This window comes from Chitinophaga sp. XS-30 (assembly GCF_008086345.1).
Classification (GTDB): domain Bacteria; phylum Bacteroidota; class Bacteroidia; order Chitinophagales; family Chitinophagaceae; genus Chitinophaga.
Map to the genome: position 1 here is coordinate 836,029 of NZ_CP043006.1, position 13,105 is coordinate 849,133.

At 52.8% G+C, this 13,105-nt stretch carries 12 protein-coding genes; 1 reads left to right on the forward strand and 11 read right to left on the reverse strand.

The annotated features are described in order from the left end of the window. Positions 1-31: 31 nt before the first annotated feature. From FW415_RS03440 to FW415_RS03480, 10 genes are all read right to left on the reverse strand, one after another. Positions 32-1,105: a porin gene (locus FW415_RS03440; protein WP_148382897.1), complete on the reverse strand. Its 1,074-nt coding sequence runs from the start codon at positions 1,103-1,105 to the stop codon at positions 32-34. A gap of 62 nt (positions 1,106-1,167) precedes the next feature. Continuing rightward, the gene (locus FW415_RS03445; protein WP_148382898.1) at positions 1,168-1,731 is read right to left on the reverse strand and encodes a K(+)-transporting ATPase subunit C; all 564 of its coding nucleotides are present in this window, start codon (positions 1,729-1,731) and stop codon (positions 1,168-1,170) included. Positions 1,732-1,743: 12 nt separating this feature from the next. Beyond that, on the reverse strand, positions 1,744-3,795 hold the full coding sequence (gene kdpB / locus FW415_RS03450) for a potassium-transporting ATPase subunit KdpB (protein WP_148382899.1): 2,052 nt from the start codon (positions 3,793-3,795) through the stop codon (positions 1,744-1,746). Between the two features lie 18 nt (positions 3,796-3,813). Then, positions 3,814-5,514 carry a potassium-transporting ATPase subunit KdpA gene (kdpA, locus tag FW415_RS03455; protein ID WP_148382900.1) on the reverse strand — a complete coding sequence of 567 codons (1,701 nt, stop codon included), beginning with the start codon at positions 5,512-5,514 and terminating at the stop codon, positions 3,814-3,816. A 21-nt stretch (positions 5,515-5,535) separates the two neighbouring features. After that, a complete protein-coding gene (locus FW415_RS03460; RefSeq protein ID WP_371417055.1) occupies positions 5,536-5,619 on the reverse strand; it encodes a potassium-transporting ATPase subunit F in 84 nt (27 codons plus the stop codon). 273 nt (positions 5,620-5,892) lie between these two features. Continuing rightward, a complete protein-coding gene (locus FW415_RS03465) occupies positions 5,893-7,233 on the reverse strand; it encodes a sigma-54 dependent transcriptional regulator (RefSeq protein WP_148382901.1) in 1,341 nt (446 codons plus the stop codon). Between the two features lie 36 nt (positions 7,234-7,269). Next, positions 7,270-7,770 (reverse strand): hypothetical protein, encoded by a 501-nt coding sequence (locus FW415_RS03470; RefSeq protein ID WP_148382902.1) that lies wholly within the window; start codon positions 7,768-7,770, stop codon positions 7,270-7,272. Positions 7,771-7,780: 10 nt separating this feature from the next. Beyond that, positions 7,781-7,936 (reverse strand): hypothetical protein, encoded by a 156-nt coding sequence (locus tag FW415_RS24880; protein WP_168208648.1) that lies wholly within the window; start codon positions 7,934-7,936, stop codon positions 7,781-7,783. Positions 7,937-7,944: 8 nt separating this feature from the next. Next, positions 7,945-10,641 carry a DNA ligase D gene (gene ligD, locus FW415_RS03475; protein WP_148382903.1) on the reverse strand — a complete coding sequence of 899 codons (2,697 nt, stop codon included), beginning with the start codon at positions 10,639-10,641 and terminating at the stop codon, positions 7,945-7,947. Beyond that, on the reverse strand, positions 10,638-11,411 hold the full coding sequence (locus FW415_RS03480; protein WP_148382904.1) for a Ku protein: 774 nt from the start codon (positions 11,409-11,411) through the stop codon (positions 10,638-10,640). Before FW415_RS03480 ends, ligD begins: the two co-directional genes overlap by 4 nt. 267 nt (positions 11,412-11,678) lie before the next feature. Between FW415_RS03480 and FW415_RS03485 the strand changes: the two genes are divergently transcribed. Beyond that, positions 11,679-12,014 carry a hypothetical protein gene (locus tag FW415_RS03485; protein ID WP_246858894.1) on the forward strand — a complete coding sequence of 112 codons (336 nt, stop codon included), beginning with the start codon at positions 11,679-11,681 and terminating at the stop codon, positions 12,012-12,014. A gap of 153 nt (positions 12,015-12,167) precedes the next feature. Here FW415_RS03485 and FW415_RS03490 read toward each other — a convergent pair whose 3' ends face one another. Further along, positions 12,168-13,037, reverse strand: coding sequence for an SDR family oxidoreductase (locus tag FW415_RS03490; protein WP_148382906.1), 870 nt, complete (start codon positions 13,035-13,037; stop codon positions 12,168-12,170). Positions 13,038-13,105: the final 68 nt, after the last annotated feature.

Sequence of the window (13,105 nt, forward strand, 5' to 3'; positions counted from 1 at the left end):
CCGCCGGGCGCCACGGGGAAAAGCGGTCTGGTCAGAACGAAACGGCCAGCGAAGCGGCGACCGAAACATTGTTATGCTTTAAGTCCGTATGCTTCATAAAAATATCGTCCCTGCTGTCATAGTATTTCCCTTCTATGCGGAAGAGTACGTTATCCGCAGGCGCCACATCGAAGTTCAGGGAGTACCCACCGGTTTTGAACCCGTTTGGCGTGGCGGTGGCAATGATCACACCGTCTTCATCATCAAAATATTCATATCGCGCCGCCAACGCCAACCTGTCTGTAAAGGCATATTTCACGATCAGGGCGGAACCGTACCAGTGATACAGGTCGTTTTCACCTTTCTGTTGCTGCTCCAGGCCATAGTCGAAACCGGCGGCCAGGCTGAATTTGTCCGTGATGTTAAAGATACCGTAAACATCATTGAAATAACGCATCCGGCGTGCCGGGTCCGGCTTGTCGTTGCCGATGAAAGTGCTCCAGTTCAGGGTTGCCTTTTCATTTGGCCTGAATGTCACCTGCGTACCGAAAGCAGGGGTCTGGTTGCCATCCGGGCGTTTGATGCGTTGCCAGCCATTGAGGTACATGGCGGCGAGGGTCCATTTGTCGTCCGGCGACCAGGTGATCTTTGCACCGGCTTCGTAGTAAGGAGTATTTTCTGCCATGATGCTGCGCGTGAGCGTAAGACAGTCTTTGGAGACCGCACTTTCAAACCCGATATGGGAGGGCAAAATACCCGCATCCACCCAAACGTTCTTCCCGATGCGCACGCCAACATTTGCTTCGTAAATATGTCTCACCAGTTCCTGTTCCGCGGCCAGGTTATACTGCGGGTAAGTACCGGCCATAATGGCAACATTCGCGCGTATCCGGTCACTCGTATAACTGCCCTTCAGCATGGCCAGGTTGATGTTCATCTCATTGTGCCGGACGTGGTTGTATAAGAAACCGGGACGGGTATGGTCTGCCGGCTCATTAAAATCGAACGTATAATATGCTTCCACATAACCTGAAAATGTAAATTTCGGTTGGTCTTCTTTTACAGCCTGCCCCATTGTGTTGAGCGCGAGGATAGAACATGCGGTCATTAATAATGTCTTCTTCATCTTTTTCTATTGATATAATACTCCTATGTGAATCTTCTTTAAAAGCCCTGCCGATGCATTCGCTATTTCAATCCGTCCAGTGCAACGTTAAGCTGCAGAACGTTCACCGTTGAAGGACCGAACATCCCCAGCAGCGGTCCGTTTGTTTCTGCGGCCACCAGTTGTTTCAGCCTCTCTTCCGGGATCCCGCGGGCTTTCGCGATCCTGGGCACCTGCAGCAATGCTGCGGCGGGTGACAGGTGAGGGTCCAGACCGCTACCGGAGGCGGTGACCAGCTCCGCCGGTATATCTTTCCGCTGAACGGCAGGATTATGCACCAGGAAGGTGTCGATCCTTTCCTGTACAATAGCCAGATAATCGGGATTGGATGGCCCCTTGTTGGAGCCGCCCGAGCCGCCGCCATTGTAGTCCACAGCGGAAGGCCGACCCTGGAAATATGCATCGCTCCGGAAGTGCTGGCCCACATTCGCGTAACCGACTACGCTTCCATTATGCGTTACCGTTATGCCATTCCCGCCACCGGGAGCCAATTTTGCTATGCCTGCGATCAGCAGCGGGTAAATCCCGGCGGTGAGGATGACCAGCACCAGGGTCAGTTTCAGGGCAGGCAACAGATATCTTTTCATGTCAATCAGATTTTAATAAAATAAAGCAACTACCATGTCAATCAGCTTGATGCCGATGAAAGGTACGATCATGCCGCCCACACCATATAACAACAGGTTGCGGCGCAGCAGGGCGCTGGCGCCGATGGGGCGATAAGCCACCCCTTTCAATGCCAGCGGTATCAGCAGCGGAATAATAATGGCGTTGAAGATCACGGCGCTCAGGATCGCTGTTTCCGGGCTGTGCAGGCGCATGATATTGATACCCTGTAAAGCCGGAATGGACAGGATGAACAGGGCCGGCACGATCGCAAAGTACTTGGCCACATCGTTCGCGATGGAGAAGGTGGTGAGTGTTCCGCGGGTCATCAGCAATTGTTTGCCGATCTCCACGATCTCGATCAGCTTGGTAGGATCATTGTCGAGATCCACCATATTACCGGCTTCCTTGGCCGCCTGCGTACCGCTGTTCATCGCCACGCCCACATCAGCCTGCGCCAATGCCGGCGCATCGTTGGTGCCATCGCCCATCATGGCTACCAGGCGGCCTTCGGTCTGTTCTTTCCGGATATAGTGCATCTTGTCCTCCGGTTTGGCTTCGGCAATGAAGTCGTCCACACCCGCTTTTTCCGCAATGTACCTGGCAGTGAGGGGATTGTCTCCCGTTACCATCACCGTTTTTACGCCCATCCTGCGGAGACGCTCAAACCTTTCCTGTATGCCCGGTTTGATGATGTCCTGCAATTCGATCACGCCGTTCACCATACCATTCACGGCAACTACCAGCGGCGTTCCGCCGTTACCGGAGATCTGGTTGACCATCATCAGCGTTTCTTCCGGGAAAGCATTCCCCGCTTTTTGTGAGAGATCGCGGATGGCGTCGTACGCACCTTTACGGATGCGCGTGCCATCAGGCAGATCAATCCCGCTGCTGCGGGTTTCCGCGGTGAACTTCACCAGGGCAGCACCGGCAACGGAAAGCCCGCTCACGGCCGATTTCCCGGCAAGTTCAACAATAGATCTGCCTTCAGGGGTTTCATCCGCCAGGGAGCTGAGCACGCTGGTCCGGATAAATTCTTCCCCGGAAATATTATGGGCGGCATAGAAATTTGTGGCCCGGCGGTTGCCGATAGTGATCGTTCCCGTCTTATCCAGCAGCAGCACATCCACATCACCCGCGGTTTCCACCGCCTTGCCGGATTTGGTGATCACATTGGCGCGCAACGCGCGGTCCATCCCCGCAATGCCGATAGCGGACAACAACCCGCCGATCGTAGTGGGAATAAGGCAAACAAACAGGGAAATGAAGGCCGCAATGGTGACGGGTGTTTGCGCATAATCGGCAAAAGGCTTCAGCGTTACGCACACAATAATGAACACCAATGTAAAACTGGCCAGCAGTATCGTCAAGGCAATTTCATTCGGTGTTTTCTGACGGGAGGCGCCTTCTACCAGCGCGATCATCTTATCGAGGAAAGATTCGCCGGCCTCCGTGGTAACCCGCACAACGATGCGGTCACTCAACACTTTGGTACCGCCCACCACGCTGCTTTTATCTCCGCCTGCTTCGCGGATCACCGGAGCGGATTCACCGGTGATCGCGGATTCGTCAATACTGGCCAATCCTCTTACGATCTCCCCATCCGCCGGAATAAGATCTCCGGCCTCGCAAACGAAAAGGTCCCCTTTATGAAGTTGGGAAGAGGGTACCACTTTGATCTCGTCTGTAAATATTTCGCCGACGGCCAGTATTTTTTTGGCAGGCGTTTCTTCACGCGTTCTGCGAAGGCTTTCCGCCTGGGCTTTGCCCCTTGCCTCGGCGATGGCTTCCGCGAAGTTGCCGAAAAGCACCGTCAATAACAGCAGGATAAAGACCGTCAGGTTATAGCCGAAGCTGCCCTGCGTGGCATCTCCGGTGAATAGTGTGTAAAGCGTAACGATCAGCATGACGGCCGTGCCGAGCTCTACCGTGAACATCACCGGATTTCTGATCAGCAGCCGGGGGTTCAGCTTGATGAAGGATTGCTTCAGACTGGCGGCCAGCAGCTCCTTCGGAAATAATCTGTTATGGGAATGTTTGCTCATTTTGCTTTCACTTTTGCATTAATAAAGGGAAAAATATTCGGCGATGGGCCCCAATACCAGCGCGGGAAAGAATGATAATGCTGCAAGGATCAGGATCACGGCAAAGGTCATCAGTCCGAATGTGGCGGTATCTGTTTTCAGTGTTCCGGCCGACTCCGGAATGTATTTCTTCTGCGCCAGGAGGCCTGCGATGGCAACGGGACCGATGATCGGCAGGAAGCGCGAAAGGATGAGCACAAAACCGGTGCTGACGTTCCAGAAGATATTGTTGTCACCAAGACCTTCAAAGCCGGAGCCGTTATTGGCGGCGGCGGAGCTGTATTCATACAGCATTTCGGAAAACCCGTGGTAACCGGGATTGTTGAGCCAGTTGCCGGAATCTGCGTAGCCGTGCACCTGGTACCAGGACGCGAGCGCTGTGCCTGCCAGGATCAGGAAAGGATGAAGCAGGGCGATCAGCGCCGCGATCTTTATTTCCCGGGCTTCCACCTTATGCCCCAGGAATTCCGGTGTGCGCCCTACCATCAGGCCGGAAATAAATACGGCGATGATCAGGAACACGAAATAATTGAGCAGGCCCACACCAACGCCGCCATACAGCGCATTGATCATCATATCCAGCATCTGTGCGCCACCGCTCAATGGCGTCATACTGTCGTGCATCGCATTCACGGAACCATTGGAAGTAGCGGTGGTGGCTATGCCCCAGAAGGCCGAGGCAGCCGCTCCCAGTCTGACTTCCTTTCCCTCCATGCTGCCGGAGGTTTGCGCTATACCCAGCCGGTCAATGGCCGGATTCCCCTGCATTTCCGCATAAATGGAAACGGCGCAGAGCAAAACGAAGCCGAGCGTCATCACGCCAAAGATCACATGCGAGAGCTTCCTGCGCCGGATGTAAAAACCAAAAGCAAAGATCAGCGCCACGGGGATGAGCAAAATGCTGACAGTCTCTACTATATTGGTCAGGTAGTTCGGGTTCTCCAGCGGATGACTGCTGTTCACACCAAACCAGCCACCGCCGTTCGTTCCCAGCTGTTTGATGGCGATCATGCCCGCCGCCGGGCCCCTGGATACGTCCACCGTATCGCCCTGCAGGGTAACGACCGTATCCCTGCCTTCATAACTGGCAGGCGTACCATTAAATACCAGGACGACCGCCACTACTATGGCCAGGGGGATCAGCAGGCGGGTATTGGCCTTCACCAGGATGTCCCAGAAATTGCCGAGCCTGGTAGTGGTTTTATCCTTCAAAGCCCTGAACACTACTACCAATGCTGCAATACCGGTTGCAGCCGTTACGAATTGCAGGAAGGTGACCACGAACAATTGTGTAAGATAGGTGAGCCCCGACTCGCCGGAATAGTGCTGCAGATTGCAGTTGACGAGAAAACTGATGGCGGTATTGAACGCCAGGTCCGGGGTTTGCCCGGCGTTCCAGTCCGGGTTCAGTGGCAGGCTACCCTGGAAGATCAGCAGGAAAAAGGCATATACGAACCACAACAAATTGATGGTCAGCAATGCTTTCAGATGCTGTTTCCAGTTCATTTCTTCCCGCGGGTTGATGCCGCAGAGCCGGTATATTCCGCGTTCAAAGGGGGCCAGGAAATCAAGCCATGTTTTTTCGCCTGCGAACACTTTGGCAATGTATCGCCCGAGTGGCAGCGCCAGGATCAGTGTTAGCGCAAATATGGCTATAACGCCCGATAATGCTGTATTCATCGTTTAAGGAATAAGTTGCTGTCAAAATTTTTCCGGTTTCAGCAATACATAGATCATGTACACGAAAACCAGGATGGACAAAATGAATAGTGCGTTCATGATCATATCTTTTCAAAAAAGTCAACCGATTTAAATAATAGCCGGAAGCAAAGTAGGCCGGCTAACAGGAGTGAAGCGGTAAGCATATCAGCAGTTTTTTGTTGATGAAAAATGAGAGGATGTGCAAAATGTCTGGTGACATGATCGTCTGTTTTGTTTCGCGGGGATATGCGATTGGCATGCCAGATGTCATAACCATCTGGTATTCATAGCAATGGAAAGATCATGCAGCATGGGATACCATGCAGAAACGGAAGGGTTTTGCAGAAATGGAAAGGGTTATTGGATATTATACTCCCTGATCTTGCTGTATAAAGTGGTCAGCCCGATCTGCAGCAGTTCGGCCGCTTTTGTTTTGTTGCCTTTTGTTTGTTGCAGTACGCGGATGATATGTTGTTTCTCCATATCCGCCAGGGTTAGTGAAGAGCCGGTACCGGCCGGTGCGGAAAAATGAAACTCGAAGGGGAGAAGGGATGTATCCAGCACGGGGCCTTCCGCGAGGATCACGGCCCTTTCTATGACGTTGCGCAGCTCCCGTATATTGCCTTTCCAGTGGTGCTGCTGCAGGGCTTTTACAAAACTGTCGTCCATGCCCGTGATCTTTTTGCCGTTCTTCGGCGCCAGCTGCCGGAGGAAGAAGGTGGCGAGCAGGGGAACGTCTTTTCGCCGCTCCTGAAGGGACGGGAGCTTTATCTGAAAGGCGGACAAGCGGTAGAACAGGTCCGCACGAAATTGCCCGTTTTCGATATCCTGGTCCAGCTGGCGGTTGGTAGCGGCAATGATGCGGATATTGGCCGTAACGGGTTTCGCATCGCCTACTTTGTAGAATTCACGGGTTTCCAGCACACGCAACAGCTTGGCTTGCAGCTCCAGCGGCATTTCCCCGATCTCGTCCAGGAAAACGGTGCCATTCCGGGCTTCTTCCAGGAATCCTTTCTTGTCCCGCACGGCGCCGGTGAATGCGCCGGCTTTATGCCCGAACAATTCGCTTTCCAGGATGTCTTTCCCGAAAGCGCTGCAATTCACCGCAACAAAAGGTTCCTTGCTCCGCTGGCTGGCGCGGTGGATCGCCTGTGCGAACACCTCTTTTCCGACACCGGTTTCCCCGAGCAGCAAAACGGTCACGTCCGTGGGGGCTACTTTCCGGGCCAATGCTATCGCTTCTTTTATTTCGGCGGACTGGCCGATGATATTGTCAAAATCATATTTCCCGCCGATCCGGTTTTCCAGGGAGCGGATACGGAACTGCAGCATCGCTTTGTCCATCGCTTTGCTGACCAACGGGAGAAGCCGGTTATTATCGTCCCCTTTCGTGAGGTAGTCGAATGCTCCGCTTTTGATCGCTTTTACGCCGTCAGGGATGTTGCCGTATGCGGTCAGCACAATGATCTCCGTTTCCGGATATTTTACTTTGATGGCTTCAGATAACGTAACACCATCCGCATCCGGAAGTTTTACATCGGAGAGTATCACCTGCACTTCTTCCCGTTCCAGAAGCTTCCAGGCGGCTTTCGCATTTGCGGCTTCCGATACGGTGTACCCTTCCAGGGTCAGCAGCTTTACCAACAGCCTGCGCAGCTGGTCTTCATCGTCTATGATCAGAATATGGCCTTTGGACATGGGAGCAAAGGTACAGGGATTCTGCGATCTGCGGGCCTATCTTGCCGAAGGTGTTTTCTGGTTGCGCTTCACGGTCACTGCACCCAGCAAAGCTGCCAGCATGCCCAGTACCCCATTCGTAAAAAACACATTGCTCAGCAGGAATATCCAGAAACCTGTCCTTCTGTCGTCACTGTATTCACTGATTTGACGCCCGTCCTGCGAAGGGATATCTACGGTCTCTACGGTGGCCGCGGGTTCTGTTGCCAGGTGAAAAATAATGGTGGCCGCCGCCACGATGCAGATGATGATCCCCGCCGTGATAAGCCCCGCCACAAAAAGATTGCCCAGCGATGCCCTGCCGCCCATCGCCTTGTTGGAATGGATGACGGCCAGCAGCGTTCCGATGAATAAAATTCCATTCACAATATAACCGGTCCACAGGTCCGAGAACCAGGTGGTCATATAAAACACCATGGTCAGCGCAATGCATATGGCCGATGTGATAAATCCGTAGATAATAGCCAGCCGGAGCGGTGATTGGTTTGTTGCCTGCATATCCTGTGTTTTAAAGTGAATGATCTTTTTTACCGTTCATGATCTGCCGCCGGAAACGGGTGAGCCTGCAATGCAGCTTCCTCAACCATTCATCCCGGCGGGGAGATGTAATGATAAAGCCAATAAACATGCCTAGCATGAAGCCTTTTTTGAATTGCCTGTTCATACTCATCGCTATTGTTTTAGTACGGTTTTCAGGTTGTTCTTTACCCGGGAGATCCCGTCCCATATATCGCCGTGTTTTTCCAGCCGTTTCAGGGTATTCCCGATGTGAAAGTTCCGGATATCCAGTTTTTTGTTGACCTCTTTCCAGTGCAGGGGTGTGGATACGGTTGCACCTGGACGGGGGCGGGCGGAATACGGCGCGGCTATCGTCTGTCCCCGGCTGTTCTGCAGGAAGTCGATATACACTTTTTTCTTCCGGCGGGATTTTGCGCGGATCACACTGGTTACTTCCGGCAGCTGCGCATGCGCCTCATTGGCAATGTACTCCGCGAACAGCCGGCAGGTCTCGTATGCATATTTCGCTCCTGTGGGAATATAAATATGCATGCCGCTGGCGCCGGAAGTCTTCACGAATGACTGGATGTTATACCCTTCCAGTATTTTATGCACAACGTTGGCCGTGTCCACCACATGTTCAAATGCAATATCTTCCGGATCAAGATCAATGACGATATAGTCCGGGTAATCCGGTTTGGCTGTGCGCGACAGCCAGGGATTGATCTCTATGCAGCCCAGGTTGATCATATACGCCAGGGTTGCGGTATTGTTGCAGACCAGGTAGTCCACATTCTTGCCGGTAGATTCCGACAGCACCGGAAAGGTCTTCAGCCAGGAGGGAACGGAGCCCAGGTCCAGATCTTTCTGGTAAAAGCTCATGCCCTTGATGCCGTTGGGGAAACGGTGTAATGACAAGGGCCGGTCTTTCAGGTAGGGCAGCAGATAGTCCGCTGCGGACAAATAATAGTCTATCAACTCCCCCTTGGTGATCTTTTCATCAGGCCAGTAGATCTTCTGCTGATTGGTGAGTGGTACATTGCGGTTGCCGAGACGCAGGCTGCGTTCATTCCTGTCCCCGGCTTTGGTTGCCGCTTTTGCTGAAGATCCGGATTTCCGCGGGCGGCTTTTTGCTGCCGGCGTGGCCTTTTTCGATGCAGATGCGGCAGAAGAACTGCTCCCGCTTTTCTTCCGGGTTGCCGCAGGCGGTTTGCCGGATGCGCGCTTTACAGCAGCGCCCTTCTTTTTCCTGGTGTCAGGCATGGTTTTCAAATGTTTTGGCAGCTCCTTTTTCACTTCCGCCGCCGGTTTATCTTCCCGCATGGCCACAAAGACCGGCTGGCGGAAAATCCCTTCGCCGGTCCACTCGGAGAACTTCACTTCACATACCAGTTCAGGTTCCACCCAGGTGACCGGCATATTGGTTTTTATTTTTGTGCTGAATGGCGAGGTTTCCCGGCGGTAAGGCTGCAGTCTTTCAAACATCGCTTTGAGTGACTGTTGATCGAAACCGCCGCCGCAATGGCCGGCATACCGCAGTTTGCCGTTGTCGTACACACCGAGGATCAGTGCTCCCATCCGCTTCCGGCCTCCCCGCGGCTCCGTATATCCGCAGATGATCGCCTCCTGCCTGTTAAGCACTTTTATCTTCAGCCAGTTCTGGCTCCGGACGCCTTCGGCATAATTGCTCTCTCCATTCTTCGCGATGATCCCTTCCCATCCCGCTTTAACGGCATCTTCAAATAACTTTATTCCTTTTTCGGCCTTGTGGCCGGAGTACTGCACTACCGCATCATTCAGCTGCCGGACGATCTCCTCCAACAACGCCTTGCGCTCGATCAGGGTCATATCCGTCAGGTGATGCCCGTCAAGATAAAGGAGATCAAATACCGCATAGGTCAGCTTCCCTTTTCCGGTGGTCTTGTATTGCTGCAGGGCCTGGAAGTCCGACCGGCCTTTGGCGCCCAGCACCACCACCTCGCCGTCAAGCACCACATTATGCGGAATTTTCTCCACGGCTTTTACCACCGGCGCGAACATCTCATTGAAGGAAAGCCGGTTGCGGGAATACAGCGTTGCTTCACCATCGCTGACGTTGGCAATAGCGCGGTAGCCGTCCCATTTCGTTTCAAAGATCCAGCCTTCGCGGTCGAAGGGCGCATCCACCAATGTGGCCAGCATAGGCTTGTAAATGTCTTTCATCTTTGCGCGGCCGGGCTTTGGGGTGGCTGTGGCAGACCGTTTTGCCGGGGCCTTCGCCCGTTTCGCTGCAGGCTTCCGCGTTCCGCGTTTTCCCGCCGCCTTGTTGTTTTCCGGCCCTTTCAGTTTCTCCTTTATCCGTTTTGGCGTATGATCTTCGCTGTCATATCCCTCTTTTGCATACCGGTCCCGGTGCTTGATCAGCAACCAGCTATTCTCTTCCCTTCCTTTCATCTTCACCAGCGCAAATTCTCCTTTCAGCTTTTTGCCGTGCAGAATTATTTTCAGACTGCCGGACCGCCATTCCTGCAATGCCTGTTTATCAAAGTCTTTTCCCTTGTCATCCAGCAGCTCATACGTTCCCTGGTCCCAGATATGCACATATCCGGCGCCGTAATTCCCGGGGGGAATTTCCCCTTCAAAATCCTTGTAATCGTAGGGATGATCTTCCACTTCCATAGCCAGGCGTTTGTCCGCCGGGTCCAGGGAAGGCCCCTTTGGCACTGCCCAGCTTTTCAGCGCTCCGTTCACCTCCAGCCGGAAGTCGTAATGCAGCCGGGAGGCATGATGCCGCTGTACAACAAAAGCGTGCGCTCCCCCGCGGGCCTTGCCGCTCCGGGGTTCCGAGGTCTGTTTAAAATCCCTTTTTTTCTTATAGGCCGCCAAACTCATGATACCCGTTTTTTACTGCCAAGGCTGGCTTTCAGCTGTTCAAAAAGGTCTGTGCTCCTGGTATGTACCACCTTCATCTTCTTCGCTGCCGGACGTTTGCCGGAAGCCTTTGCTTTAATGATCTTCATCAGGTCCTTTCTGTATTCATCTTTATATTGGGTGATGTCAAACGGTTCCGACCATTGCTCTACCAACTTTGCCGCCATATCGATCTCCTTCTTCGATATTTTCACGTTGGAGGGCAGCGCAAGATCACCAGGTTCCCGGATCTCCTCTGCAAAGCGCAGCCGGTGCAGCATGAGGTAATTGTCCCTGGCGCGCACCAGCGCAAGGCTGGTCTGGGAACGCAGTACGAAAAGGCTTACGCCTACTTTGCCGGTCTTCTCCAGCGTTCGCACCAACAACTCATACGCCTTGACGCCGCTTTTCTGCGGTTCAATGAAATAGGCCGACTCGAAGTACAGGGCATCGATCTCCGAGGTCTCCACAAAAGTGGATATTTCTATGGTCTTGCTCTTCTCCGGGCTGGCCGCTTCAAAATCGGCATCATTCAGCACGATGTATTCATCATTATAGTTGTACGCTTTCACGATGTTTTCCCAGGCCACTTCCTTTCCTGTGTTCTCATTCACCCGCCGGAAGCGGATATGGGCATGATCTTTCTTGTCCAGCATATCCAGGTCGAGGCGGCTCTCCTGTATGGCGCTGTATAATTTAACCGGAATGTTCACCAGCCCGAAGCCGATGCTGCCTGTCCATAAAGCTCTCATACGGATACATTTTTATACCTGTATAACAACAATCATTATACCAGCAGGCACAAAAAAACCGTCCCGTAGAACGGGACGGACGTCATCCTTATAAATATGCATAACTATGGGGGAATAGTATCGGAAAACGGGTAAGGTTAAAGTTTCTATAAGATCGTATTTCAATTATTGGGCCATAATGAAGTGGCATGCCTTTTGGATTTTATACCCCTGAACTAAAACACTCTTTTTATGGAAAATCCAGTGCCTAACAATAAACCCGGTGAAATGAACACATTATCCCAGATATTGAACAAACTGCATTCAAAAGGGTACGACAACGAATTCAAGATGTCTGATCACGGCAGAATGCAATCGCCCACCGGAGAAAAGATCTACGACCCGGAAGATCTGATGATCATCAAGACCTACCGGTTCGAAGGAGAGTCCGACCCTTCGGATAACTCCGTGCTGTACCTGCTGGAGGACAAGGATGGCAACATCGGGTATGTGATGGATGCATATGGTATGTACACCTCTCATGATGAATCGGGGTTTGATTCTTTTGTGCAGAAGATCCCGGTAGAGGACAGGGAAGAACAGATCATATTTGGTGGTCTGTAGTGCAGCAGCGATCAGGTGAACTGAAAAAGTAGAGATGCGAACACGGCATCTCTGCTTTTTTTTGTGGGGATCAGGGTACACAGTGCGCGGGTATTCCCCGGTTCTTTCGTCCCCTATCCATGATATCCACAATATTCGTGTGCGATCCATTGCTTAACCGTTAACGATCTCTCCTCCATTTGGGTGCAGTATTTGACCAGACATATAACTGGCGTCATCTGAAGCGAGGAATACATAACACGGCGCTACTTCCGCAGGCTGGCCTGCGCGTTTCAGCGGCACATCGGAGCCGAAAGCTGCTACATGCGAAGCAGGGAAAGTAGCCGGGATGAGGGGCGTCCAGATCGGCCCGGGCGCTACGCCGTTCACCCGTATGCCTTTGGGCGCCAGCATGGATGACAGCGATCGTGTAAAAGCAACGATCGCGCCCTTGGTGGCGGAATAATCCAGCAGATGCCCGCTGCCGCGATACGCCGTGACAGAAGTGGTATTGATAATAGCGCTGCCCTTGCGCATAAAAGGCAGGGCCGCCTTTACCAGATAGAATTGAGCAAAAATGTTGATGGAAAAAGTTTTTACCAGCTGCTCCGCCGTAATGTCCTCGATTTTCTTTTGCGGGTATTGCACGGCAGCGTTGTTCACCAGAATGTCGATACGCCCGAATGCTTTCACCACCTGGCGAACGATCTTTTCACATTGCCGTTCCCTTGCAATATCTCCTGCAATGAGCAGCGCTTTGCGCCCACAGGCTTCCACCTGCGCGGCCGTTTCGGCAGCGTCATTATCCTCATCCAGGTATGCGATGGCCACATCTGCGCCTTCGGCGGCAAACGCCAGGGCCACGGCACGTCCGATACCGCTGTCTCCCCCGGTGATCACCGCTACCTTGTTATGCAGTCTGCCGCCGGCCGCCACTTTCCCGGGTGCGGACACAGGCAGGGGAACCATTTTCGATTCGATACCCGGCTGCCGTTGCTGATGCTGAGGTGGACGCACCTCCTTTTTGGGCTGCGATTTTTGCATGGGGTGTTTTTTTAAAAACAAAGGACCCATACCGTGCCATACAGCACTGTATCGATCCTTTGATATGA